At 44.2% G+C, this 25,715-nt stretch carries 28 protein-coding genes; 10 read left to right on the top strand and 18 right to left on the bottom strand.

From position 1 onward, the window contains the following. Nucleotides 1-28: 28 nt before the first annotated feature. Nucleotides 29-904 carry a U32 family peptidase gene (locus ABWP91_RS15775; protein ID WP_353244055.1) on the bottom strand — a complete coding sequence of 292 codons (876 nt, stop codon included), beginning with the start codon at nt 902-904 and terminating at the stop codon, nt 29-31. Between the two features lie 18 nt (nt 905-922). Further along, on the bottom strand, nt 923-1,918 hold the full coding sequence (ubiU, locus tag ABWP91_RS15770) for a ubiquinone anaerobic biosynthesis protein UbiU (protein ID WP_353244054.1): 996 nt from the start codon (nt 1,916-1,918) through the stop codon (nt 923-925). Between the two features lie 374 nt (nt 1,919-2,292). On the opposite strand from ubiU, the gene ubiT reads away from it, so the two are divergent. Both ubiT and ABWP91_RS15760 read left to right on the top strand, forming a co-directional pair. Further along, entirely contained in the window at nt 2,293-2,817 is a 525-nt protein-coding gene (gene ubiT / locus ABWP91_RS15765; RefSeq protein WP_353244053.1) for a ubiquinone anaerobic biosynthesis accessory factor UbiT, read from the top strand. Further along, on the top strand, nt 2,811-3,317 hold the full coding sequence (locus tag ABWP91_RS15760) for a GNAT family N-acetyltransferase (protein WP_353244052.1): 507 nt from the start codon (nt 2,811-2,813) through the stop codon (nt 3,315-3,317). Before ubiT ends, ABWP91_RS15760 begins: the two co-directional genes overlap by 7 nt. Here ABWP91_RS15760 and ABWP91_RS15755 read toward each other — a convergent pair. Beyond that, on the bottom strand, nt 3,287-3,625 hold the full coding sequence (locus tag ABWP91_RS15755; protein WP_353244051.1) for a GIY-YIG nuclease family protein: 339 nt from the start codon (nt 3,623-3,625) through the stop codon (nt 3,287-3,289). The two genes, ABWP91_RS15760 and ABWP91_RS15755, sit on opposite strands and share 31 nt — an antisense overlap. A gap of 281 nt (nt 3,626-3,906) precedes the next feature. Here ABWP91_RS15755 and bhsA point away from each other — a divergent pair, with 281 nt between their 5' ends. Together bhsA and ABWP91_RS15745 are read left to right on the top strand one after the other, a co-directional pair. After that, a complete protein-coding gene (gene bhsA, locus ABWP91_RS15750) occupies nt 3,907-4,158 on the top strand; it encodes a multiple stress resistance protein BhsA (protein WP_353244050.1) in 252 nt (83 codons plus the stop codon). Nucleotides 4,159-4,626: 468 nt separating this feature from the next. Continuing rightward, a complete protein-coding gene (locus ABWP91_RS15745; protein WP_353244049.1) occupies nt 4,627-5,076 on the top strand; it encodes a YhbP family protein in 450 nt (149 codons plus the stop codon). Here the strand turns inward: ABWP91_RS15745 and nrdG are convergent. Together nrdG and nrdD are read right to left on the bottom strand one after the other, a co-directional pair. After that, complete coding sequence (nrdG, locus tag ABWP91_RS15740; RefSeq protein ID WP_353244048.1) at nt 5,073-5,537, bottom strand: anaerobic ribonucleoside-triphosphate reductase-activating protein; 465 nt, start codon at nt 5,535-5,537, stop codon at nt 5,073-5,075. The two genes, ABWP91_RS15745 and nrdG, sit on opposite strands and share 4 nt — an antisense overlap. A 4-nt stretch (nt 5,538-5,541) precedes the next feature. Beyond that, on the bottom strand, nt 5,542-7,680 hold the full coding sequence (gene nrdD, locus ABWP91_RS15735; RefSeq protein WP_353244047.1) for an anaerobic ribonucleoside-triphosphate reductase: 2,139 nt from the start codon (nt 7,678-7,680) through the stop codon (nt 5,542-5,544). A 385-nt stretch (nt 7,681-8,065) separates the two neighbouring features. Between nrdD and ABWP91_RS15730 the strand changes: the two genes are divergently transcribed. Next, nucleotides 8,066-8,974: a LysR family transcriptional regulator gene (locus tag ABWP91_RS15730; protein WP_353244046.1), complete on the top strand. Its 909-nt coding sequence runs from the start codon at nt 8,066-8,068 to the stop codon at nt 8,972-8,974. Here the strand turns inward: ABWP91_RS15730 and ABWP91_RS15725 are convergent. The 4 genes from ABWP91_RS15725 to pyrB all read right to left on the bottom strand — a co-directional run bounded on the left by ABWP91_RS15725 (nt 8,971) and on the right by pyrB (nt 12,286). Beyond that, nucleotides 8,971-10,152, bottom strand: a complete 1,182-nt coding sequence (locus tag ABWP91_RS15725) for an MFS transporter (protein WP_353244045.1) — start codon at nt 10,150-10,152, stop codon at nt 8,971-8,973. The genes ABWP91_RS15730 and ABWP91_RS15725 overlap by 4 nt on opposite strands. 199 nt (nt 10,153-10,351) lie before the next feature. Then, nucleotides 10,352-10,738 carry a RidA family protein gene (ridA, locus tag ABWP91_RS15720; RefSeq protein ID WP_206083262.1) on the bottom strand — a complete coding sequence of 129 codons (387 nt, stop codon included), beginning with the start codon at nt 10,736-10,738 and terminating at the stop codon, nt 10,352-10,354. 134 nt (nt 10,739-10,872) lie between these two features. After that, entirely contained in the window at nt 10,873-11,337 is a 465-nt protein-coding gene (gene pyrI / locus ABWP91_RS15715) for an aspartate carbamoyltransferase regulatory subunit (RefSeq protein WP_206083263.1), read from the bottom strand. Between the two features lie 13 nt (nt 11,338-11,350). Continuing rightward, a complete protein-coding gene (gene pyrB / locus ABWP91_RS15710; protein ID WP_206083264.1) occupies nt 11,351-12,286 on the bottom strand; it encodes an aspartate carbamoyltransferase in 936 nt (311 codons plus the stop codon). A 74-nt stretch (nt 12,287-12,360) separates the two neighbouring features. On the opposite strand from pyrB, the gene ABWP91_RS15705 reads away from it, so the two are divergent. Then, on the top strand, nt 12,361-12,555 hold the full coding sequence (locus tag ABWP91_RS15705) for a hypothetical protein (protein ID WP_353244044.1): 195 nt from the start codon (nt 12,361-12,363) through the stop codon (nt 12,553-12,555). A 112-nt stretch (nt 12,556-12,667) separates the two neighbouring features. After that, nucleotides 12,668-13,024 (top strand): hypothetical protein, encoded by a 357-nt coding sequence (locus ABWP91_RS15700; RefSeq protein WP_353244043.1) that lies wholly within the window; start codon nt 12,668-12,670, stop codon nt 13,022-13,024. A 61-nt stretch (nt 13,025-13,085) separates the two neighbouring features. Here ABWP91_RS15700 and phnV read toward each other — a convergent pair whose 3' ends face one another. From phnV to phnR, 5 genes are all read right to left on the bottom strand, one after another. Beyond that, nucleotides 13,086-13,877: a 2-aminoethylphosphonate ABC transport system, membrane component PhnV gene (gene phnV, locus ABWP91_RS15695; protein ID WP_353244042.1), complete on the bottom strand. Its 792-nt coding sequence runs from the start codon at nt 13,875-13,877 to the stop codon at nt 13,086-13,088. 2 nt (nt 13,878-13,879) lie between these two features. Next, nucleotides 13,880-14,740 carry a 2-aminoethylphosphonate ABC transporter permease subunit gene (phnU, locus tag ABWP91_RS15690; protein WP_353244041.1) on the bottom strand — a complete coding sequence of 287 codons (861 nt, stop codon included), beginning with the start codon at nt 14,738-14,740 and terminating at the stop codon, nt 13,880-13,882. A 1-nt stretch (nt 14,741) separates the two neighbouring features. Further along, a complete protein-coding gene (gene phnT / locus ABWP91_RS15685) occupies nt 14,742-15,851 on the bottom strand; it encodes a 2-aminoethylphosphonate ABC transport system ATP-binding subunit PhnT (RefSeq protein WP_353244040.1) in 1,110 nt (369 codons plus the stop codon). Nucleotides 15,852-15,857: 6 nt separating this feature from the next. Then, the gene (gene phnS / locus ABWP91_RS15680; protein WP_353244039.1) at nt 15,858-16,871 is read right to left on the bottom strand and encodes a 2-aminoethylphosphonate ABC transporter substrate-binding protein; all 1,014 of its coding nucleotides are present in this window, start codon (nt 16,869-16,871) and stop codon (nt 15,858-15,860) included. Nucleotides 16,872-16,993: 122 nt separating this feature from the next. After that, on the bottom strand, nt 16,994-17,713 hold the full coding sequence (phnR, locus tag ABWP91_RS15675; protein WP_353244038.1) for a phosphonate utilization transcriptional regulator PhnR: 720 nt from the start codon (nt 17,711-17,713) through the stop codon (nt 16,994-16,996). 138 nt (nt 17,714-17,851) lie between these two features. On the opposite strand from phnR, the gene phnW reads away from it, so the two are divergent. Further along, the gene (phnW, locus tag ABWP91_RS15670) at nt 17,852-18,955 is read left to right on the top strand and encodes a 2-aminoethylphosphonate--pyruvate transaminase (protein WP_353244037.1); all 1,104 of its coding nucleotides are present in this window, start codon (nt 17,852-17,854) and stop codon (nt 18,953-18,955) included. Nucleotides 18,956-18,964: 9 nt separating this feature from the next. Further along, complete coding sequence (gene phnX, locus ABWP91_RS15665; protein ID WP_353244036.1) at nt 18,965-19,774, top strand: phosphonoacetaldehyde hydrolase; 810 nt, start codon at nt 18,965-18,967, stop codon at nt 19,772-19,774. 48 nt (nt 19,775-19,822) lie between these two features. On the opposite strand, the gene argF is transcribed toward phnX, so the two are convergent. Then, nucleotides 19,823-20,848, bottom strand: a complete 1,026-nt coding sequence (gene argF, locus ABWP91_RS15660; protein WP_353244035.1) for an ornithine carbamoyltransferase — start codon at nt 20,846-20,848, stop codon at nt 19,823-19,825. A gap of 162 nt (nt 20,849-21,010) precedes the next feature. Here argF and rraB point away from each other — a divergent pair, with 162 nt between their 5' ends. Continuing rightward, nucleotides 21,011-21,424, top strand: coding sequence for a ribonuclease E inhibitor RraB (gene rraB / locus ABWP91_RS15655; RefSeq protein ID WP_353244034.1), 414 nt, complete (start codon nt 21,011-21,013; stop codon nt 21,422-21,424). 68 nt (nt 21,425-21,492) lie between these two features. On the opposite strand, the gene ABWP91_RS15650 is transcribed toward rraB, so the two are convergent. The 3 genes from ABWP91_RS15650 to ABWP91_RS15640 form a co-directional block, all read right to left on the bottom strand. Then, on the bottom strand, nt 21,493-21,987 hold the full coding sequence (locus ABWP91_RS15650) for a GNAT family N-acetyltransferase (RefSeq protein WP_353244033.1): 495 nt from the start codon (nt 21,985-21,987) through the stop codon (nt 21,493-21,495). Nucleotides 21,988-22,157: 170 nt separating this feature from the next. After that, a complete protein-coding gene (locus ABWP91_RS15645; protein WP_353244094.1) occupies nt 22,158-25,028 on the bottom strand; it encodes a valine--tRNA ligase in 2,871 nt (956 codons plus the stop codon). A gap of 35 nt (nt 25,029-25,063) precedes the next feature. Continuing rightward, nucleotides 25,064-25,513 carry a DNA polymerase III subunit chi gene (locus ABWP91_RS15640; RefSeq protein WP_353244032.1) on the bottom strand — a complete coding sequence of 150 codons (450 nt, stop codon included), beginning with the start codon at nt 25,511-25,513 and terminating at the stop codon, nt 25,064-25,066. Between the last annotated feature and the right edge of the window lie 202 nt (nt 25,514-25,715).

The raw sequence follows: 25,715 nt of genomic DNA, 5'->3' as shown, positions 1-25,715 counted from the left end.
TGTTTGGATTCATTACCTTATTAATTTTTTAAGACACCATCGACAAGCCCGCTATCTGCCGCCAATAGCCGTTACAGCTTTGGTTTTCAATACGCAATGGCATCATGCCATCTTCATTAGCTTTAAACTGAGCAAGCACATCTAAGGACTCAACGCTTTCAGGGGAAATGCGCACAATATCCACTAAACCTTTCATCGATGCCAACTCATTCCCGAGGTTATAGCAGTCACCACTGAGCGTTTGGATACCATTTAAGGTAAACACTTGTTGTTGCTCTTGGGAAAGCACCTTGCGTCCTTGAGGGTAATTAATGCAGCAGGTTTCGCAATCATCTTTTTGCTTATTTTCTGAACGTGCAGTAAAGCAGCGCGCAGAATAGGCAAGGGGAAGATGACCGTAACTCATGACTTCCACTTCGAATTTATGGCGAATCCCGATTTCTTCACATTGATTGAGTAAGTTAACCAACCAATCACGGGAGAGCTCAACAGGCATGCACCAACGTGTCATGCCTTGGCGCAGTAAAATATTCAGCGCTTGGGCGTTGTAGCAATTTAGGCCGTGTCCAGCCACAAATGGCAGTTTTTTATCCACCAACATGTTGATGACGCCAAAATCGTGTGCTTCAAGTAGAAACTCGCCGTTATCCACCAATTTTGTGATTTCTTTTAGCTCTGAAGGCGCTTGCAACAGTGCAAGGGAGCTCAAGACGATTTGCTTGCCACTTTTGGCTAATTGCTGGGCAAGCTCTATCCAATCATTGGGCTTCATTTCACGGCGCTTGCTGCATACCGTTTCCCCAAGATAGATAATATCGGCTTCACTTTGCATCGCGAGTTGATAAAAGTCGTTTAACGTCTGTTTTGGCCAGTAATAAAGCACTGATCCTAAAGAGTACTGCATGATAGTTTTACCTTTTAATTATTGCCATTTGCGATGATAAGCACCCAATGTGGTTTGGCTTCCCTCTGAAAGCTTTCCAAGCGCTTTCATCCATTTAGGGTCGGTGACAAAGTTATCCGGGTTGGCCTTATAACGGTCAATGGCTTGGCGCCAAATACGCGCCACTTCAGAAACATAAGCGGGGCTACGTTGGCGGCCTTCAATTTTCACGGAGGCAATATTCGCCGCCATTAGCTCAGGCAATAATTCAATCGTATTGAGGCTGGTGGGCTCTTCAAGAACATGGTATTTCTGCTCATCCACCAAATAGCGCCCTTTACACAATGTTGGGTAACCTGCGTTTTCATCCGCTTTATAGCGGTCGATAAGCACGTCATTTAGGCGTGATTCCATACCATCAGCTGTTTGTTGCCAACGCACAAAGCGGGCAGGGGAACAGGCGCCTACGGTATTTGGGGACTCTCCCGTCAGGTAAGAGGATAAATAACAGCGCCCTTCAGCCATAATACACAGGCTACCAAAGGCAAATACCTCGAGGGGGACAGGGCTATTTTTCGCCAATTGCTTAACTTGATGAATCGAAAGTACGCGAGGCAGTACGACACGGTGGACATCAAAGTTACGCTGATAAAAGCGGATTGCCTCGGTATTGGTGGCAGAGGCTTGCACGGAAACATGTCTTTCAATATGCGGGTATTTAGTGGCAGCGTACTCTAACATCGCGATATCGGCGATAATCAGGGCATCGGCACCAAGGTCAGCGGCAAGATCTACCGAGTCTTGCCATCGTTGGTAGCCATCCGGGTGAGCAAATGTATTGATGGCGATATGCAATTTACGATTGCGGCTGTGAATATAACGCTCTGCTTCATGCAGTTTTTTTTGCGTAAAATTTAAACCTGCAAAGTGGCGTGCGTTAGTATCATTTTTTAGCCCGATATACACCGCATCAGCGCCATTATCCACAGCGGCTTTTAAAGCAGGTAAGTTTCCTGCTGGGCAGAGTAATTCCATTGACCTATCCCTGTATAAATTTTGACAGCCGCTATTTTAGTCAAGGGAACTGTTATAGATTTTGATTTAGAGCAGAGAAATTGTTAATGGATGTTTGTATTCGTTACGCAAATGGCAAAACGAGCAGATAAAAAATAAATATTGGCGAGATGGGTAAAAATTGATATAGGATCAGACCAGTGACCCGATTTTTTGGCAAGATACTTATCATAACCCAAATAACGCATCAATAATATTAACGCATGTCATTATTGATTGTTAGAATTTTTTTAAATTATGTGTATAGACAACATGTTACCCTAATTACTTCGAGCTGCTACTCTGATTAAGTAGTTACACGAAAATGGGCAGACAATGATACGGGAGTCAGTATTGTGTTAGGTAAAATTCGTTCTCAACTCATCACAAAAGGCCCTTCACTTTTGAAATTGCCTTTAAAAGTGACCCCATTTGCTGTGCAGCGTCAGGTGCTTGAACAACTGTTAAGTTGGCAGTTTCGTGAGTCAGTAAAAGAAGGGGAGCTTGATTTTCTCGAAGATAAATGGCTCAAGGTGGAAGTCCGTGATTTAGCACTGGTGTGGTTTATCAGTCTACAAAACGGCCAACTTGCGGTTAAGCAACAGGCAGAAGCGGATGTCAGCGTTAGCGGTAATGCCAATGATTTGGTGTTGATTGCGGCCCGTAAAGAAGACCCCGATACGTTGTTCTTCCAACGTCGTTTAGTGATCGAAGGGGATACTGAGTTAGGGTTATATGTGAAAAACTTAATGGATGCTTTTGAGCTCGAAAATATGCCAGCACCCTTACGTTTCGCATTATTGCAATTAGCTGAAGTGATTAAAACGGTACACGATAGCGAGGACGCAGAGCATAAAGCCCCTGCGTTGACCTCATGCTAATTCGGGTAGAGATCCCTGTTGATGCCATGGGCATTGATAGACTACTGCGTGAAACCTTCCCAACGGAAGCAGAAGCTAACCTTGTTCAGCATTTACGCGAAGACGGTTTGCTGACATTGGGGGTTGTTGCCACCAATGATAATGGCGAAGTGATAGGTTATGTTGGCTTCACACCCGTTGACCTAAATGGTGAAGATGTGCAGTGGGTGGGGTTAGCACCTTTAGCTGTTAATAAGGCCCACCAAGGGCAAGGTATTGCTGAGAAACTGGTTTATGAGGGGTTAGATAGCCTGAATGAATTTGGTTATGGTGCAGTGGTTGTGCTGGGTGATGAGCAATATTACTCGCGCTTTGGGTTTGCACCGGCGTCTAAACATAACATTCATTGCCAGTGGCCAGAACTACAAGCTCACTTTTTAATTTGCGGATTAGAAAATGGTGGGATAGGCGAGCAACAAGGTGATGTGGTTTATTCATCACATTTTGACAATTTAGCTTGAACTAAATAAGTCGTTAAATCGCTAGGCTGGTCGGTGACCAGCCTTTCTTTTGTTTTTTTATTCAGTTGCTTAACTTTATATTCCATTTGGGATGCGGCTGAACGTGAACCAATCAAACATGAAAATGCTAATGTTAGTGGCATTTTCCCTTTCAATGCTTTTGCCCCCGTTCCCGCTTTGTGTTGCTCAAACCGGCGCTGCACATCTGTCGTGATCCCACAATAAAGTGCGTTATTTTTCTCTCTCACTAGGTAGATATACCAACTATTTTGCTTTAACTCGCTTTTTTTTGAGGTGATATTTGTCATTTTGTGCTGCTTTACCAGTTAAAAACAATGAGTTAAAGACGAATATATTCGTTAAGGAGGTTATTTATAACACATTAATATATAAATAAAAAATGCAATAAAGTTGTCACAAGGCTGTAACCTCAACATAGGTTATCATTCAATTTATTTGAATAACTATAGCAAAATATGCTAATTTTCATTCCAAGTTAAAGCGCATAATATGATCCATATCACAGGGGGACAGTAAAAACCCCGATTAAAAATCCAGTTTACAACAAGTTTACAAAAAGGAATATACGATGAAAAAATCAACATTATTTGCTGCTGCTTTAGCTTTAGGTGCTGTATCATTTGGTTCAATGGCTGCTGACGAAGTTCAACATTCTAGCCAACCAGCTGCGGGTTATGTCTCAGTGACTGGCGCAGTTAGCGTAAATGACCTGACCGCACAATTAGCCAAAAAAGCTGATGAAGCTGGCGCAACTTCTTTCCGCGTGATTTCTGCAAGTGGTGAGAATAGTATGAATGGTACTGCGGCTATCTATAAATAAATTTACTCGTCATACTTCGAGCCGTAGCGTTGTTGGCCGCGTTCATTCGCACTAGTCACATACTTATGTATGCTCCTAGCGCCTCGTTCACTTGCCGCCTAGCTACAACTCAAATTATTTAGAGTAAAGGCTTGGGTAGATAGTGTAAAAACTTGGGTAGATAGTGTAAAAACCCAAGTTATTTAGAGTGATAAAACTAATACTTCGAGCCGTAGCGTTGTTGGCCGCGTTCATTCGCACTAGTCACATACTTATGTATGCTCCTAGCGCCTCGTTCACTTGCCGCCTAGTTACAACTCGAATTATTTAGAGTAAATACTCGAATTTAGTTGGCATATAAGCCTAAAAATATTTAGCTTAATATTTCAGCTAGTTAGAGTATAGTAATAGCGAATTTACGCCTACGTTCAGAACTGTTTTAACGAGCTCACGGAGTCATCTCCAAGAGCTTGTTCTGAACGGGTTTATATGGAAACCGCTATGACGCCTGAACAAACCTTAAAACACATCCAGCGCTATATTTCTCGCCAACACGTTTTTTCTCTATTCACTCACCATCTCAATGATATCTGGCCTGCCAGTTGTTATTATGCATTTGATGCGAAAAGTATGTCGTTGATCCTTATGACAGATCCCAATTCTACACATGGTCAACTGATGGTGGCTAATGCCCAAGTCGCGGGTACTATCTCAGCGCAAACCAAAGCGGTAAATGCGATACAAGGGATTCAATTTATTGGTGAAATTGAAAAGCTTGAAGGGGAAGTAGAGCAGCAAGCGCGAAATGCCTATTGCCGACGATTCCCCGTTGCCCTCGCGGCGAAGCTGCCTGTGTGGCAGCTTCATTTAGCAAAGGTCAAAATGGTGGATAATAAATTGGGATTTGGCACCAAATTGCATTGGACTCGAGAAGCTTAGCGCAAATGGTGGATCACTTGATTTGAACTGCCGCGCCAAATTAAGCGCGGGTCATGTAAATCTTGCTCAAACTTGCCGTCAATTAAGGTATTGACCAAGCTGACAACCTTTTGTTGTTCGAGCGTCAATTCAGCTAGCTTATAACCAGTCCACATCCAGATGTCCTTATCTGGGCAGACCGCTTTCACTCGCTTCACTAACTTGAGCACCGCTGGCAAATTGGCTGGGTGTAGAGGGTCTCCGCCAGAGAGGGAGAGCCCTTGTCGGCGGATACGCGTATCTTGCAAATCTTGAATGATTTGGTCTTCCATTTCTTGAGTGAATGGCACGCCGGAATCTACTCTCCATGTGCTTTGATTGTAGCAACCGCGACACTGATGGACACACCCCGCGACAAACAGAGTGCAGCGAGTTCCGGGGCCATTAACTACATCAACAGGGTAATACTGGTGATAATTCATACCATTAACCTATTTGACCATTACCTAGGTGTTTGATGCGGCGCTTCACTTCTTCTTGTTTACCTGCGTTAAATGGGCGGGCATCTGGGCTGCCTAAATAGCCACATACGCGGCGGATCACCGAAACACGGTTAGTGTCATGGTTACCGCAAGCTGGGCAGGTAAACCCCTTGCTGGTACAGGAAAACTCGCCAGAAAAACCACATTCATAACATTCATCTATCGGTGTGTTGGTGCCATAATAAGGAACATGCTGATAGCTATAGTCCCACACGTCTTCCAGCGCCCTGACGTTATGTTGCAAGTTCGGGTATTCGCCGTAACAGATAAAACCGCCATTGGCGATGGCAGGATACGGCGCTTCAAAGTCAATTTTGTCGTATGGATTAACTTGTTTTTCAACATCTAAATGGAAACTGTTGGTGTAGTAGCCTTTATCTGTGACGCCATTAATAACGCCGAATTCAGCGGTGTCGATGCGGCAAAAGCGGTCACACAGGTTTTCGCTCGGCGTACTATATAAGCTGAAACCATAACCTGTTTGTGCTTTCCATTCGTCCGTAGCTTGGCGTAAGCGATCGACAATGGCTACTGCTTTTTCACGTAACTTTTCACTGTCATACACGTGGGTTTCGGAGCCAAATAGTGCATTGATGGTTTCATGTAACCCAATGTAGCCTAAGGAAATAGAGGCGCGGCCATTTTTGAAAATCTCAGCGACATTATCGTCCGCTTTTAATCTTACTCCACACGCACCTTCCATATACAGGATAGGCGCCACGCGGGCTTTCACCGTTTCTAGGCGGGCAATTCGTGTCATTAAGGCTTTTTTCGCGATAGCGAGGCGCTCGTCTAATAATGCCCAGAATGCGTCTTCGCTGCCTTGCGCTTCAATCGCGATACGCGGTAAGTTCAGGCTGATAACGCCTAAATTGTTGCGACCATCATGAATTTGTTCGCCATTTTCTTCATAAATCCCTAAGAAGCTGCGGCATCCCATTGGGGTTTTAAACGAGCCAGTAACATCAACTACACGGTCATAATTGAGGATATCGGGGTACATGCGCTTGCTGGCACACTCTAAGGCTAATTGCTTGATATCGTAATTTGGATCGCTAAGTTTGTGGTTTAGCCCATCTTTGATAGCGAAAACCAGTTTAGGGAATACGGCGGTTTTACGGTTTTTACCAAGGCCCGCAATACGGTTTTTCAGGATTGATTGCTGAATTAAACGCGCTTCTTTTGACGTACCTAGCCCAAAACCAAATGTGACAAACGGTGTTTGGCCATTGGCGGTATGCAGTGTATTCACTTCATACTCTAAAGATTGGAACGCATCGTAACACTCTTTATCGGTACGGCTTTGCGCGTAACCTTCTGCGTCAGCAATTCCCCATTCTTGGGCCACTTCTAAGTGTTTTTGGTAACTGATCGCCACATAAGGGGCTAAAATCTCATCAATGCGGTTGATGGTTGTGCCACCATAAATATGGCTAGCCACTTGAGCAATAATTTGCGCTGTTACCGCCGTTGCTGTTGAAATAGATTTAGGGGGCTCAATTTCCGCATTCCCCATCTTAAACCCGTTAGTTAACATGCCTTTTAGGTCAATCAGCATGCAGTTAAACATTGGGAAGAATGGCGCATAGTCGAGGTCGTGATAGTGAATTTCGCCTCTTTCGTGAGCCGAAACGACATCACGAGGTAAAATATGCTGCTTGGCATAATGTTTTGCTACAATCCCAGCGAGTAAATCTCGTTGGGTTGGGATCACTTTACTGTCTTTATTGGCATTTTCATTTAACAGAGAAACATTACTTTGCTCGATTAATCCGCGAATATCATGGGTAAGCTGGCTGCGTTTTTCACGCTCACTGTCCCTATCATGACGGTATTCGATGTATGCGCGGGCTAAATCTTTGTATGGCCCTGCCATCAGCTGGTTTTCGACAGCGTCTTGAATTTCACCAATATCCACTTGGGTACGGTTGCAAAGCTGCTCTGTGACGATAGAGGCAACTTGAAGACAATAATCGTCATCCTTAACATCCACCGCTGCGGCTGCGCGCTTTACGGCTTCTTGAATTCTCGGGAGGTCAAAGCTGACCTGACAACCATCTCTTTTAATGACAACCGTTCCCACTGTCTCTCTCCTTTTTAAGTTATCCACAGTACTAACGGCGTTATCCGTTATCTTTCTGCTCAGCGTCTTTCTGTGGATAAAATGTGAATAAATACTACATATTGTGCCTATGTAGGTAATTAAAGCACAATATATAGGTTATTGCTTTTTTTTAGCTGACATTAGTTTGATCCAAAACAAAGAAAATAATTAAGTGTCTGAATATCCAAAGGGGGAGCTGGAAATAAATAATTTAGAGAGCTAGAAAAAAGTTTGCCTTAAGTTTCGATTCGGTTAATGGAGATTACGTGGTGTTTAGGGGGAAAATAATTTAATCATAAATTAAGAAACCTCAATCATCATGTACAATCAATGATCCGTCGCATTAATAGCAGGTGATCACATTATGAAATCGCTTTATTCCCTTTCTGGCATTACGGCTTTTGTTGTCACCGTACAAACGGGGAGCTTTACTGAAGCTGCGGTTCGTTTAGGGATTACCAAATCCGCCGTTGGAAAAAGTGTCGGGAAACTCGAAGAACACCTTGGCGTGAGCTTATTAATACGAACCACTCGACGCGTAACATTGACGACAGAAGGCGAGCGTTATTATCGTGAGTGTGTACAAGCACTTGAACAAATCGAGAGAGCTAGCCACCAGATACAAGCGGGGCAAGAACGGTTAACGGGAAAACTACGTTTAGACCTTCCTGCTGCTTTTGGTCGAAAATGTGTGATGCCTTTATTGATGGAGTGGATGAATAACTATCCTGAATTAAAGCTCAATATTACCTTTAGTGAGCGCTATATCGACCTCATCGAAGAAGGTGTTGACCTTGTCATTCGTATTGGTAAAGTGCCTGATAGCAGTTATTTGGTAGCTCGCCAATTATCGGTACAGCAACAAATTTTGTGTGCGACACCTGCATATTTACAACAATATGGTGAGCCTGACAATATTGATTCGCTGGATAACCACCGTTGTATTGTTGGGGTTCGCCAAGAGTCGCCATTCTCATGGATATTACGGGAAGGGGACAGTTTTCGCCATTACACACCAGTGCCATTTTATGAGTTAGCGGATGGCGAAGCGATGCTACAAGCTGTTTTAAGCCATAAAGGGATTGCACAGTTCCCTTTATGGCTAATTGCAGACAAGTTAAAAGAAGGCCATTTACAGCGTATTATGGCGCAAACGGAGGGGTATGGCTCCCCGATTAATTTGATTTGGCCAAAAGGGCGCAGTGTGCCGCCGAAAACACGCTACTTAATTGATAAGCTACTTCAAGCAGCAGAGAAAGGCTGGCTTGACTAATTTGTTGATTGATAAACGATAATATCGGTTTTTCTAACAAGGTATAACCTTAACCAAATACTGATAAAAGCCAGCAAGGCAAAAATCAGCCCCGCCCATGTAATGGCGGCAATACCAGCGAATTGTAATATCCATCCTCCAACCATTGTGCCAATGGTGATCCCTAAATTGGAAAATGAAATATACAAGCTATTTGCAAACTCAGGTGCCGTGTTGGCTTTGCTCATTAGCCAGCTTTGGCTCACGATTAGCCCTGAAGTGTGAAAAATACCCCAAATGATGACTAATGGGATCACAACCAACGAATGGCTGCCCCATAACCATAATGCGAAATAAATCAGTGCGAATATGAGAGGGTAAATCAATGTGGTTTGTATGGCATTGCGCTGTAAGTAATGGCTAAAAATAAAATTCCCAATATAGCCGCTCACGCCAAATACAATCAGTAGCGTGCTGGTGGCATTGTTGGAAAAATGACTAATGTTGATAAGGTAATCAGCAATAAAACTAAAGCCTGAAAACATAGCACTAAAAATCAGCGTTACTGTCAGCATACTGAGCCAAACAATTCCTTTTTTAAGTATTTGGACTTGCTCACTGACCTTTAGTGGGGCGGTGATTTGGGTGGAAGGGACATGGAACGCAATACCAACTAATGCTAATCCGCTGGCGATTGCAGCAAACCAAAAGGCAATGCGGAGTGAAAATGTTTCGGCAATAAAAGCACTTAGCGGTACACCAAAAACCATGCCGATAGCGACACCTGAAAAGACTATCGCGACGCCTTGTGTCGATTTTTCAGGGGGAACTGTGTTAGCCGCAAGGTGTAATGCAACCGCAAAAAATAAGGCGTGAGTTAACGCAGGTAAAATACGAAATAGCAAAATAACCTCGTAGCGCTCAGTGAGGGCATAGAGGCTGTTGGATAATAAAAATAACAGCATGATCGACAACAAAATGATTTTTCGATTAAATCGACCAAAAATCAACGTAATAAAGGGCCCTGAAAGCGCAACAACAAGGGCGTAAATACTGACAAGAAAACCCACTTGCGTTGCTGTGATATGTAGTTGGTTAATCAGTTGGGGCAATAAGCCAATAACGGCAACCTCGGTGGTAATGACTGCAAATACAGCCAATGTGAGAGAGAGTAATAGTAAACGCGTTTGGTTTTGCATAGCGATATCCGCAGGGCGTAAGTTTACCCTGTTTGTTAATAAGATTAATAGGTTAGCGGATATATCCTGAGGCGTATGGTGACAAATCTGGCGGTAAAAGAGAAGGGTGTTTCAGGCGCAAGAGAGTAGCGTAAAAGTTGACAATACAAGGTGATTAACACCCCATTGATATCATGGGGTGTCTAGATTGAATTAAGCGTTATTTGCGTACGGCAATAGCTTCAATTTCAATTTTTACGTCTTTTGGCAGACGAGCAACTTCAACACAAGAACGCGCTGGGAATGGTGCGTTGTGTTGTTTGAAGAATTCTTCATAGGTCGCATTGACTGTCGCAAAGTCATTTAAGTCTTTAACGAATACAGTGGTTTTAACGATATCAGCTGCGGTTAAGCCTGCTTTTTCTAAGATTGCTTTGACGTTAGCCAGTGATTGGCGAGTCTGTGCAGCGATATCTTCTGGCACTTCCCCGGTTTTTGGATCGACAGGGATTTGGCCTGAAGTGATAACCATGCTACCCAAATCAACGCCTTGAACGTATGGACCAATGGCAGCGGGTGCGTTTTCTGTATTGATTTCGTATGACATAATTACTCCGTTTCATCACGTAAGAGAAGCGACTCGCCTGATATTCTCTCGGCGGAGCCACATTTTTATGGCTATTAGGCGCTATTAAAACACGGATTGCGCCCAGACAACACCGCAGTCTACGCTGAAATAACCTATTGATTATTGATCACGGCGTCTCTATCGAACTCTTTTTCGCAGAAACGGCAAGTCAGAGCGACTTCTTTGCCCACTTTCTTCACGCGGAAACTGCTTGAAACGGGCTCATTGTGGCTAATGCAGTTACTGTTTGGGCATACCAGTACGTTATCGATATGCTCTGGCAATGTTAATTCCAACTTTTCAACGACTTGGTAATCTTCAATACGGTTCACGGTCGCTTCTGGTGCGTACATCGCTAATTGGTTAGCTTGCTCAGGGGTTAAAAACGTATTTTCAATTTTGATAATGTCTTTTTTACCCAGGTTACTAGACGGTAAATTTAGCCCAATGGTGATGCGCTCATCTGTTTTAGTTAATTTAAATAATTTTAGTAACTTAAAGCCGATTTGAGCAGGAATATGGTCAATAACCGTACCGTGGCTGATGGCTTCAACTTGTAGTTTATGGTCGTGTGTCATGATGGTGTCCTCCTCAGATAGCCAATTCTTTATTTAAAACCAGTGATAGCAACGCTTGGCGTGCGTAGATGCCGTTACCTGCTTGCTGGAAGTAATACGCATAAGGGGTGCTATCAACATCGACTGTGATTTCATCGATACGTGGCAGCGGGTGCAAGACTTTTAGATTCGATTTTGCCGAGTGCAGGTCTTCAGCACGTAAGATAAACTGCGCTTTCACATTGGCATATTCAGATGGGTCGAGACGCTCTTTTTGGACGCGAGTCATATACAGGATATCCAACTCTGGCATCACTTCATCAATGTTATTGTGCAGGCTGTAAGTGGCGCCTTTTTCTTCCAAAATATGCAAGATATGGTTTGGCATAGACAGTGCTTCAGGTGCGATAAAGTAGAAGTGATTACCTTCAAACTTAGATAAAGCCTGTGTTAGCGAGTGTACGGTTCTGCCATATTTGAGGTCACCGACCATGGCGACTTGCAGGTTTTCCAAACGGCCTTGTGTTTCTTGGATGGTGAATAAATCCAGCAGCGTTTGTGTTGGGTGTTGGTTAGAACCATCACCTGCATTGATGACAGGGATTTTACCTGCAAACTGGCTAGCTAAACGCGCTGCACCTTCTTGTGGGTGGCGCATCACAATGGCATCGACATATTGGCTGATAACAGAAATGGTATCTGCTAAGGTTTCGCCTTTTTTACCTAACGATGTGTTGGTGCTATCCGAGAACCCCACAACTGAAGCACCTAAGCGATGGATTGCGGTTTCGAATGATAAACGCGTTCTGGTTGAGGCTTCAAAGAAACAACTCGCAACGACTTTATGTTTTAGAAATTCAGGTTGTGGCTGTTTTTTTAATGATGCAGCCACGTTGAGCACAAGCTCAAGGTCTGAGCGGTCTAAATCGTTAATCGAAATGATATCGCGAAGATATAAAGGATTCGGCATGGTTGTTCTCCTTTGTCAGCAAGACATGTTAGGTCTATAGGCCAAAAAAAAGCCCCTCAATGAGGGGCTTTCTGATGAATACGGAGGGGAAAAACAGGCTGTCCAGACCGCTCGAAGGCAGTGCGTTGGAGGTGTTCTGTGTAAAAAATACAGCAGCAGCGTTCATGGTTTCTCCCGACAAATTGTGGCGCATTATACGCATGTCTCTCGCTGACGCAAGCGTTTGCATAAAGAAAAATGAAATTTTTTTCATTCTGCTTTTTGTTTAATTTTAAACCATAATTAAATCATATGATTTAATATACAGTGAATTCATTTACATGCTCTTAGTCGCTCAGTAAGATATTTTCTCTTTTTACTTTAAAATACAAAATACATACTATGAAATTACGTCTTTTTGTTTTAGGGGTTGTTTTTCTTTCTGGCTGCTCATCAGTCTGGGTACCCGTTTCGGGTGGTTCGAAGTTTACGCAAGCGGAGGCAAATGCAGTCTGTAAGCCGGAAGCTCTGCACCTTTATCCTGTCAAAAACGAAGTCGCTCAGCGCTCGGTGATGTCTTACGTCGAAAAAAAATGTAAAAAAGACGATGATTGTGGCAAAGAGAAAACGTATAAAGAACAAACGCCTGTAACGGAAAGTTATGTGATTGATGTGAACGAAGCTACGCGTAATAATCATTATTTAGAATGTATGGTATCTAAAGGCTGGACGAAAAAAGATAAATACATGTGGGAATGATTTTTTATACAACAATCAAGTAGGGTATTCCCTACTTGATTTAGCCATTCAAATATTATTTTTACCCCAATCTTTTTGCTATTTTTTCTAACTTCATCATCAATAACAATGTCATTGCTACAAGTACAATGGTAAGTGCGGAGCCATCGGCGATATTCCCGCGATCTGTTAGGCTAAAAATCGAGACAGGTAATGTGGCCCACCCAGGTGGGTATAGCATCATTGTTGCACCTAATTCCCCCAAAGACAGTGAGAGGCTCAGTGCTAATGCTGAAATCATCCATGGCATCAATAATGGTAATGTCACATGGCACAAGCGATACCAAGGAGAGGCGCCTAAACTGAACGCAATATTTTCAATATCGGGGGAAATACGCGTTAACCCAGTGGAAACATTACTAAACGTAAACGCAGAGATCAGGACAAAATGGGCGCTAAATACTATCCAAAATGTACCGTTCATTTGTAAATAGCCTTGGCTGAATGCCACGAGGATCCCAAGACCAATCGAGACTGAAGGGATGGCGCTAGGCAAATAAAATGCGATACCTAAAAATTTCTGCCATTTGGCGCTTTGTCTTCGAAGGGCTAATGCCGCCCAAAGCCCGCAAAATAAAGCGAACAAACTGGCGCAAAACCCAACAATCAAGCTTGATAAGATAGCATCCCATGCTGGGCCTCTAAACGCATTCACAAAGTGTTCAAATGTAAACCCCGTGGGTAAAATGCCATTCCATTGTCGGCTAAAGCTCGACAACAAAATCATCACTAATGGCAGTAAAAATAAGCCACTGAATAAAATAATGGCGATAGTTGCTGCTACTGCGCGCCCTTTTTTAGACCAAATCAACATGGTTAGCTCCTTGAACTAAGACGGGTTGTCGCCAATCGGTAGAGGGAAAATAACCCAAGTGAAAGCACAATATTGACCAAGGCAATCATGCAAGCAACGGCGTAATCAGATTCTAGTATGGCTTTGCTGTAGACCATCATTGGTAAGGTATTAACGCCTTTTGCGCCAATAAATAAAACGATACCAAATTCATTGGTGGTTAGAAGTAAGCAGAGGCTACCACCGGCAAGCAGTGCAGGGATAGCGGCAGGGAAAATAACTTGGGCAATAACACGCGCAGGGTGAGCACCTAAAATACTGGCTGCTTCGAGTTGGCTTTTGTCTATTTGGCGTAGTGCTGCCATTAATGGGCGCATGATCAGCGGGGTGAAAACGGTGATTTCAGCTAAAATCACACCATTGATTGAATACAGAAAATCAACAGGGGGCAGCTCGAAATCAAACATCGCCATTAACGTTCCATTGAGCAACCCTGCGGAGCCATAAATAAAAGTGAATGCGAGGGTAATTAAAAATGTGGGTAAAGCAATAAAAGTGTCAATCACTTGAGTGATAAATCGGCTACCTGGAAATGGCACAAAAACCAATATCAGGGAGAGCACACTACCAACAATCAGGCACCCCAATGTGGCAAAAAAAGCAATTTGCAGTGTGTTCCATAACCCATTAATAAAACGTTTAGATTCAATAAGCTGCCAAAAGGCGTCTAGCCCCCACTCCCCAGTTTCGCTTTGTAATGCTTGCCCTGCGATAAGCAATAAGGGGTAGAAAAAGAGTGTGGTGAGCACCAGTAGGGGCGGTAAGATCCAATACAGCGATTTGATAGTCAATGATGTGTCTCTTGGCAAGCTGATGTGTGACATGTCATTCCTCAATCAAAATGGTATCAGTGGGGGAAAACCAGAGCGTGAGCTTATCACCAACTTTAGGGGGTAAGGCTAAGTGTGTGACGGCAACACTCACCGTTTCTCCTGCGACATCACAAACCAAATGAGTGAGATCCCCCTGCCAGCGAATGGATTGCAATGTGCCATGGAGTTGATTAGTCGCATCAGAATGTGGCACTAATGTGATGTGTTGTGGGCGAATGCACACAAATTTATGGGTGCCTGTTCGCATCCCTAATGTCTGCGCGTCTAATAATGTGCCTCCACAACTGACACTCACTTGAGCTGGTGTGGTGGAAAAGGTGAGAGGCGTTGCAGATAAAATATTCGCTCGCCCCAAAAATTCGGCGGCAAAGCGGTTGGGTGGTCGGTGGTACAAGGCATTTTTTTCATCGTGAGCAACCAGATAGCCATCTTTCATAATGCCAATTTTATCCCCTAATGCGAGGGCTTCGGTTTGATCATGAGTGACATACAAAATGGTTAATTCAGGGAGTTCACGGTGTAAGCGTGCAATTTCTTCCACCATATTGTGGCGAATCTGGGCATCTAATGCAGAAAGCGGTTCATCAAGCAGCAAGACGCGAGGCCTCACCGCAATGGCTCTCGCAATGGCGACACGCTGTTGTTGCCCACCAGAGAGCTGATGAGGATAACGAGTGGCGTAATCAGCCATGCCAACAATGTTTAACGCTTCAACGACTCGCTCGTTAATCAATGACTTAGGCTGTTTTTGCGCTCGCAGGCCAAATGCCACGTTGTCTTCCACTTTCATGTGTGGGAAAAGTGCATAGTTTTGTACGACCATCCCAAGTCCGCGTTGATAAGGGGGAAGGTGGGTGATGTCCGTATCGCCCAGTAAGATCTGCCCACTATCCGGTTGTGCAAAACCTGCAATTGCGCGCAATACCGTTGTTTTACCTGAGCCTGATGGGCCAATCAACACCAATATTTCACCAGGGTCAATGGTCAAATCTAACGGTTTGAGTACCACATTATTGTGATAGGAGACTCGCAAAGACGCCAAAGTGATGCCTGAGTGAGTTGTTTGCTGCACAGTGGCAACGGATTGTCGCTTCATTAACATACCAAATTACTCGCTATCTGTGACTTGCTGCCAGCGGGAAATATCATTAGAAAGAGAGACTTCGACATCATCCCAATTGGGTTGCCAAGTTTTTACGCCTTCTAGCGTTTTCACCGCGGTGCGATATTGCGCATCCGATGGCGTAATATCTGAACGAACAGGCATGCCCCAAGAAAGCTCACTGACACGGCTTTGAGATTGTTTATCTAATAAGAAATTAATCAGTTTTTTACCGTTTTCTGTTTCTGGGCCATTGTTCACTAAGCCAACGACGTATGGCAGCACCAATGCACTACGCTCGCCATTTTCATCTTTTGGCCAGAAGATCTGCACATTTGGATTTCGTGATATTTGGGATAAGTTCATTTGCAAGTCACCATTAGCGACATACAATTCCCCTTTGTTAACAAGGGCGGTGAGCTTGCCTGTAGAAGCGGATGGCCCCACGTTATTGGCTTGCAACTTCCCTAAATAATCGAACCCTGCGTCTTTGCTCTTGAAGCTATGAAAGACTTGCAACATCACAGCTGTGCCATCACCAGCTTGCCCCGGTGTGGAATATTGCAATTTATTTTTAAAACGTGAATCGAGTAGAGCAGCCCAGCTTTCGGGTGGGGATTTTAATAAGTTGGCGTTATAGATAAACGTCAGGTAATTATTGACGATAGGGGTGTAGTAAGCATTTGAGTTTGGAATACTTTCAGCGGCGTCAGGGGTAAATTTAGCCAGTAACTGAGTTTTAGCGGCGCGTTGAATAAAAGGGGGAACGGTGATCAATACGTCAGCTTGTGGGTTCGTACGCTCTTTGGCCAGTCTTTCTACAATGGCACCTGAACCACTTTCCACATACTGGACCTTAATGCCTGTTTGTTGAGTGAATGCATCAAATTGGTTCTTATACCAACTATTGTTGCCATCGTGCAGGCCGTCAGCGGAATAAACTGTCACAATATCAGCAGCAAGCGCTGAGGTAGAACAAAAGGTGGCGATTAATAATCCAGCTAGATAAGTATGTTTCATGGTCATCTCCAGTTAGAGTAGGTTTCTTGGTATATACCAGATGCTTTTTACGCTAACGGGTTTATATGACAAACAGATGAAAGATGACTAAATAGCGAAAAATATTTTACTGCTAGCGATATTTACAAGGTATCGACCTCAATACGCAGGCTATCGTGGCGCCAATATTCCACATCGTAATCCAAAATTCGACCGTGTTGATCATAGTTTAATCGCTGCAAGAGCAAGGCTGGGCGGCCGACTGCTACACCTAGTGCTCGAGCCGCTTCTGGTGGCATTGCAGTGGGGTAGAAGGATAAATGCATACTGGTATATATCAGCCCAAAATGCGTTTCATACACTTCGGTTAAACTGCCGTTAAGATCATGGCGTAATAGCTCGGGGACGCGAGCCGGTAGGCAGTGATTTTCACAATAACAAACGGGTCTATCATCCGCGAAACGTAAGCGGGTCAGCAGATAGATTTTCTCAAAAGGCTGAAGTTGTAGCGAAGCTATCGCATCAAGGGGTACGGTAACAACCCGCCCATCCAGTAATGTCGTTTTCGGTTGGCGCCCTTGTTCAATGCACAGCTTATGAAAATTGGTATTTTGCGTAGGGTCTAACCAAAGGCGCTCCGGTGTGACAAACCAGCCTCGGCGCTCAGAGCGGTAAATCGCACCACTGGATTCTAGCTGCGCCAAACTTTCACGAATAGTCACTCTTGTCGTATTAAAAATAGTGCAAAGCTCCCGTTCAGAAGGTAGTTTATCACCACTTTTTAATGCACCATTTTGAATACGCGCCTGCAACTGCGCCTTAATCATCAGGTATTGAGGGGTTTCATCCGTTGGTCGTTTCATCGCAATTTCCTGTTATTGTTTCTTTCACATTATACATAGTTATATGAATTTTTTGTTTCACGGCGACTTTTCCTTTGACCTTTTCGCTTGCCTACGACCATTATAATGGCAATCTGGTATAGACCAAAGGTGAGTTGAATGAGAACGAAAAATTATTTGCTATTAACACCGGGCCCACTAACAACGTCGAAAACGGTGAAAGAGGCGATGCTGTTTGATAGCTGTACATGGGATGATGACTACAATCTGGATGTTGTGCAGTCTATTCGCCAGCAGCTGGTTGAGTTAGCAAGTGCTAAGTCAGGGTACTCGGCTGTTTTGTTACAAGGCAGTGGGAGTTATGCTGTGGAGTCGGTTTTAGGTAGTGCGGTGGGCGTCACGGACAAAGTGCTAATTATCAGTAATGGGGCTTATGGCTCACGTATGGTAGAAATGGCACAACGGCTTGAAATTAACCACTGTGTTTATGACTGTGGGGAAGTTTCTTTACCAGATGTGCACTGGATAGCGCAATTATTACAGCAAGATAGCGCAATTACCCACATTGCTATGGTGCATTGCGAAACCACGACAGGGATCCTCAACCCGATTGAAAACGTGGCGAAACTAGCGAAGCAGTACCAAAAGCGCTATATCGTGGATGCGATGAGTAGTTTTGGTGGTATCCCCATGGATATTGCTGAGCTAAACATCGATTTTTTAATTAGTTCAGCCAATAAATGTATTCAGGGTGTACCCGGCTTTGCATTTGTGATCGCACGAACTGACGCGCTTGAACAATGCAAAGGGCACTCCCGTTCATTATCACTTGATTTATACGCGCAGTGGCGTTGCATGGAGGATTATCACGGCAAATGGCGCTTTACTTCACCCACGCATACGGTATTGGCCTTTGCTCAAGCACTTAAAGAGCTCAGTGAAGAAGGTGGCATTGCAGCAAGGTTTCAACGTTATCAGCAAAACCAGCAAAAGCTGGTCGCAGGAATGAGAGCACTAGGGTTTACCACGTTGCTCGAAGATGGCGTGCATTCACCGATTATCACTGCATTTTATTCACCAAGTGTACCAGACTACCAATTCAATATATTTTATCAGCATTTGAAGGCCGAGGGTTTTGTTATCTACCCAGGGAAAGTTTCGCAAAGCGATTGTTTTCGCATCGGTAATATTGGCGAAGTGTATGAAAGAGACATTGATACATTGCTGGTGGCAATAGAAAAAGCCATTTACTGGAAAGAATAAGGGAAAAATATGAATCGCATTCACGCTGTTATTCTCGATTGGGCAGGTACAACGGTCGATTTTGGTTCTTTCGCCCCGACTCAAATTTTTATTGAGGCCTTTAAAGGTGTATTTGATATTGAAATTACCTTAGCACAAGCAAGAGTTCCGATGGGGTTAGGAAAGTGGCAACATATTGAAGCTCTAGGGAAATTACCTGAAGTTGATACCCTTTGGAAAGCAAAATTTGGCCGTTCAATGAACAGTGATGATATTGACGCTATCTATGCTGCATTTATGCCACTACAAATTGCCAAAGTCGTCGACTTTGCCGTACCAATTGACGGTGTTGTCGACACAATTGCGGCATTACGCCAGCAAAAGATTAAAATTGGATCTTGTTCAGGATACCCTCGAGCAGTTATGGAAAAACTCGTTCCCGCAGCCGCTGCACAGGGCTACCAGCCAGATAATTGGGTAGCGAGCGATGATATTTCCGCGGGAGCACGCCCAGGCCCGTGGATGGCACTGAAAAATGTCATTGAGTTGGGTATTGGCTCCGTGTTTGCTTGCGTGAAAGTGGATGATGCAGTACCAGGAATTGAAGAAGGGCGAAATGCAGGGATGTGGAGTGTTGGGCTAGCGCTGTCAGGGAATGAATTCGGTAAAACATGGGAAGAATACCAAGAGATGCCAAAACATGAGATTGAGACTCTTAAACAGCGCGCGGCGGATAAGCTATACGCGGCAGGAGCTCATTATGTGATTGATACCTTAGCGGATTTACCTATAGTAATCGAAAGCATCAATGCTCGTTTAGCAAAAGGCGAACGACCTTAGCGGATACAACACCCCCTCAACCCCATCGCTGGCGTTGAGGGGCTAATCTTAGAAAATATTGACAGGTAGCTCAGGCGCTAATGTCGCGACCATCACGGCTTTAATCGTGTGTAAACGGTTTTCTGCTTGGTCGAAAACAATGCTATAAGGGGATTCAAATACCTCTTCGGTGACTTCTAAGCCGCCGTACATATTGAATTCCTTCGCCAATTGCGCGCCGAGCGTGGTGTCTTCATTGTGAAATGCTGGTAAGCAATGCAGGAACTTCACATTCGGGTTACCTGTTAACTTGATCACATCCATATTGACTTGATACGGCTTTAACAGGTTAATTCTTTGTGCCCAAACCTCTTTAGCTTCACCCATCGATACCCACACATCCGTATAAATAAAGTCTGCACCTTTAACCCCTTCGGCAACATCTTCCGTGAGCGTGATTTTTGCCCCTGTCGTTTTGGCAATTTCTTGGCAGGTATCAATTAGTTCCTGTTCAGGCCAGCAGCTTTTAGGTGCCACTAAACGCAGGTCTAACCCTGTCAGCGCAGCAGCTTCTAACATAGAGTTACCCATGTTATTACGTGCATCGCCTAAATATGCAAATTTGATTTCAGAAAATGGGGTATTTGGTCGGTGCTCTTGAACGGTCAGCAGGTCGGCTAATAACTGTGTGGGATGGAATTCGTTAGTTAGTCCATTCCATACAGGCACTCCCGAGTGCGCGGCTAATACATCAACGGTGCTTTGCGCGAAACCACGGTATTGGATACCGTCATACATTCTACCGAGGACTCTTGCGGTATCTTTCATGGTTTCTTTGTGGCCAATTTGGCTGCCAGAAGGCCCTAAATAGGTGACTCTTGCGCCTTGGTCAAAGGCACCAACTTCGAAAGCACAACGGGTCCGAGTTGAGTCTTTTTCAAAGATCAGCGCAAAATTTTTCCCTGCAAGAAGGGGGTGCTCTGTACCTGCTTTTTTTTCTGATTTTAACCATGCAGAGAGCTTTAACAGTGAATGAATTTCGCTAGAAGTGAAATCCAATAATCTAAGAAAATGCTTACTATAGAGGGGATTCATAAAATGCAGCCTTTTTTGGTTGAATTAATATTCAATTTATATTCATAAAAATTCAAAATCAACCCCCAATGAAAAAGAATTATTCTGAAAAGTATGGTTTCACTGTTAACCCTATGGGAGAATGGCGCAGAGAATAGCGATAATGGAATAAGGGGTGTGGAAATGGTTGATAAAGCGGAACTCGACGCGCAGTACGAAGAAACTCGTCTAATTATCGAAGAATTACTAGAAGATGGCAGCGATCCTGATGCACTGTATGCCATTGAGCATCACTTTTCTGCGGATAACTTTGCGTTATTAGAAAAAGCCGCAGTTGAAGCGTTCAAATTAGGTTATGAAGTGACGGATGCGGAAGAACTCGAAATCGAAACGGGTGAAACATTAATGTGCTGTGATGTGATCAGCGAAAGCGCATTAAATGCAGAATTAATTGATGCACAAGTTGACCAATTAATGAAACTGGCTGAAAAAATGGGCGTCAACTACGATGGTTGGGGCACGTATTTCGAAGATCCAGATGCAGAATATGATGATGAAGATGGTGACGATATCGAACCAGAAGATCGCGTTCATTAATTATTAGTCGCATCATTCAAATACTTAAAAGGATAGTTAAACACTATCCTTTTTTGTTTATGACAGAACTACAATGCCTTCAACATGCGAATTTCGCAGTCACTATGGCCAGTACTGCCAAGGGCTTCATCAATAAATTCAAAGCCTAATTTTTCATACAGCTTAATGGCGGCTTGTAGCTCTTTTGTGGTTTCTAAATAGCAACGGGTATAGCCTTGTGCTTTTGCAAACTCTAACGACATCAGAATGATTTGCTTCGCTAAACCTTTGCCACGTAAGACAGAAGACAAGTACATTTTTTGCAGCTCAGCCGTTTTGTCATCACCCCCAGCCAGTTGTGATACACCACCGCCCCCGACAATCTCCCCATCCATTTCCACCACCCAATACGCGCTGCGTGGTTGGCTATAAACTTCAAATAAGGTGTCTAAAATAGGGTCAGCCACCGCGAAGCCTTTGTCTGCCGTTAAGCCGTGTTCTGCGGAAACTTCACGGATCACCGCGGCAATCCCTGCATTGTCTTGTTGCTCGATAAGACGAATATTGTAGTTTTGTGTTGTCATGTGAAACTCTTGATTATTATTGTGTACAACTCAGTGTAGAGAGAACCTGAAGGGCACTTCAATCTGAGAACTGCGAGCGCAGTCATTTGATAATACGCGAATTAACAGGCAAGAAAAAGCCCTTATCCGCGTACGAATAAGGGCTGTCAAATTGATTGATTAATCAATTATTATAAAGAGGCGATAGTCACTTTCTGTGCTTCAATTTTCGCTTTCGCTTCAATATTAGCAGTGAGACGCTCACGCTCTTTCTCAACGACCGCAGCAGGGGCACGGCTGACGAAACCGTCATTGGCCAACTTGCTTTCGATGGTGTCGATTTCTTTCGTCACTTTTTCCAGTTCTTTATCTAAACGCGCTAATTCTGCGTCTTTATCGACTAAACCTGCCATTGGGATCAGCAGCTCAGCACCGTTAACCAGTTTGGTCACAGACACTGGCGCTTCTTCGCCATCCGCTAAAACACGGATAGTCGCAAGACGAGCCATGGATTTGATAAAGTTTTGGTTCTCTTCAACGCGACGCTGTGCATCCGCTGACGCGCCACGCAGCATCACATCCAGTGGTTTACCTGGAGAGATATTCATTTCAGCACGAATATTACGCACTGCAATAATCGCTTCTTTGATCCACTCAAGGTCATTGAGTGCCAGCTCATCCACTTTCGCTGCATCAAATTCTGGGAACGCTTGTAGCATAATGGTATCGGCTTCGATGCCTTTAACCACTTTCACGCGCTGCCAGATAGTTTCAGTGATAAACGGAATGATAGGGTGCGCAAGGCGCAGTAAGCCTTCAAGCACTTCAATCAGGGTGAAACGCGCCGCACGAACTTGAGCTTCATTACCTTTATGAACCGCAGGTTTAGACAGCTCTAAGTACCAGTCACAGAATTCATTCCATGTGAAATCGTAAAGAATATTCGCTGCGATATCATAACGATAGGTATCTAGCGCTTCACGGTAGGCTTTAACCGTTTGGTTAAACTCAGCCATGATCCAACGATCGGCTAATGAGAAACTCATTTCGCCCCCGTTTTGGCCGCAATCTTGGTTTTCTGTATTCATCAGCACAAAACGGCTTGCGTTCCAGAGCTTATTACAGAAGTTGCGGTAGCCAGATAAACGCTTCATATCCCAGTTGATGTCACGACCAGTTGAAGCGAGTGCTGCTAAGGTGAAACGCAGGGCGTCAGTACCGTGAGCTTCAATACCTTCTGGATACTCTTTTTGAGTGCGTTTAGCAATTTTTTCAGCCAGTTGTGGCTGCATCATATTGCCTGTGCGTTTTTCCAGCAGGTCTTCCAGCGAAATACCGTCAATCATATCCAGTGGGTCGATAACGTTCCCTTTGGATTTAGACATTTTCTGGCCTTCTTCATCACGAATAAGACCTGTCATGTAGACAGTTTTAAATGGCACTTGTGGCTCGCCGTTTTCATCTTTGATGAAATGCATGGTCATCATGATCATACGGGCAATCCAGAAGAAAATAATATCGAAGCCACTGACTAATACATCTGTTGGATGGAATGTTTTCAGCGCATCGGTATTTTCTGGCCAACCAAGGGTCGAGAATGTCCAAAGGCCGGATGAGAACCAAGTGTCCAGTACGTCGTCATCTTGGCGCAGTGCAACATCCGCAGCTAAATTGTTTTCGCGACGAACTTCGTCTTCATCACGACCGACGTAGACGTTGCCTTTTTCATCATACCACGCAGGAATGCGGTGACCCCACCACAATTGGCGAGAAATACACCAGTCTTGAATGTCGCGCATCCAAGAGAAATACATATTTTCATATTGGCGTGGAACAAACTGGATACGGCCGTCTTCTACCGCTTTGATAGCGTCTTTCGCTAAAGGTGCTGTACGCACGTACCATTGGTCAGTCAGCATTGGCTCGATAACTACGCCACCACGGTCACCGTAAGGTACGGTTAAATCGTGAGGTTTGACTTCAACCAATAAACCCAGTGAATCGAATTCAGCGACAATCGCTTTACGTGCAGCAAAGCGCTCCATTCCACGGTAGTTTTCAGGGATTTCACAGCTATACGCGGTAGATGGGTGGCCGTTAGTATCGAAAACTTCCGCTTCGTTACGGACATTTCCGTCTAAGTCCATCATGTTAATCATGGTTAACTGATGGCGTTTACCCACTTCATAGTCGTTAAAGTCATGAGCCGGGGTGATTTTCACACAGCCCGTGCCTTTTTCCATATCCGCGTGTTCGTCACCGACGATTGGAATACGGCGATTGATAATTGGCAGAATGATTTCTTTACCAATCAAATCTTTATAACGTGGATCTTCTGGGTTAACAGCAACACCCGTATCCCCTAACATGGTTTCAGGGCGAGTGGTTGCAACGACTAAATAATCTTTGCCTTCAGCCGTTTTAGCGCCATCAGCCAGCGGGTAGCGCAGGTGCCACATAGAGCCTTTGATTTCGCGGTTTTCAACTTCAAGGTCAGAAATCGCGGTATGCAGTTTTGGATCCCAGTTAACGAGGCGTTTGCCACGGTAAATCAGGTTTTCTTTGTACATGCGTACGAAAGCTTCTTTAACTGCTTTGGACAGGCCTTCATCCATCGTGAAGCGTTCACGATCCCAATCAACAGAGTCACCTAAACGGCGCATTTGTTGGGAAATGGTGCCACCTGATTCTGCTTTCCACTGCCAAATTTTGTCGATGAACGGCTCACGACCGTAATCGTAACGAGTTTTACCTTCTTCCGCAGCGATTTTACGCTCAACGACCATTTGAGTTGCGATACCCGCGTGGTCTGTACCCGTTTGCCATAAGGTATTTTTACCTTGCATACGTTGGTAACGGATCATGGTGTCCATGATAGTTTGTTGGAAAGCGTGCCCCATGTGCAGGCTACCAGTGACGTTCGGTGGTGGAATGACGACACAGAAACTGTCTTGGGTGGTATCCCCATTAGGTTTAAAATAACCGCTTTTCTCCCAATGAGCATACAGGTTCTGCTCAATCTCTGCGGGGTTATAGGTTTTATCGAGCGAAGGCTCGTTCATTGGGCTATCTGATTTCTTTTCCATCGTCTTTATATTCAGTAAGTTGGCGGCGTCGCCATAGTCAAATTGAAGCCGACGCTACGGTATGTTTTATACCGTTCACGCGCCAACTGTTTTAAAGTTTCATCAATAGGTACAAAGTCTATCACTTCATGGAAAGCAGTTGCAAAATCTGCGAACTGCGATTGCAAATTAATCAAAATATCGCGCGGCGTATTGCCCCTTTTTGCAGGCCAACAAATTTCAATAGGCGCACCATAACGTGGGCCTTCTCCCGCTAAATTATGAGGTACAAACTGATGAGGGTCACGTTGCCACAAGGCTTCATCCATTTTCTCGGCTTGCAGCTGTGTTTCACAAGCAATCAAAACCCGCTTCCCATGACGCCACATTTGCGCAGCAAGCTCACAAGCTAACCATTCGTGGGCTTCAAGTTCAGATGATGGTGAAGGGTGTTCAAGTTGATAAAATGTACCTTTTTTCATAATACCCATTATACCCGTCATACTTAAATTTGTAGGGGTGTTGGCTTCGCGCTTTCACCTTAGTCACATACTTTTGTATGCTCCTAAGGCCTCAAGCGCTTGCCGCCTACCTACAAATTCAATTATTTAGGGTATAGCTTAAAATGCCATACTTAAATTTGTAGGGGTGTTGGCTTCGCGCTTTCACCTTAGTCACATACTT

Source organism: Providencia sp., from assembly GCF_040396775.1.
GTDB lineage: Bacteria > Pseudomonadota > Gammaproteobacteria > Enterobacterales > Enterobacteriaceae > Providencia.
This window is presented reverse-complemented; position numbering and strand designations above follow the sequence as displayed.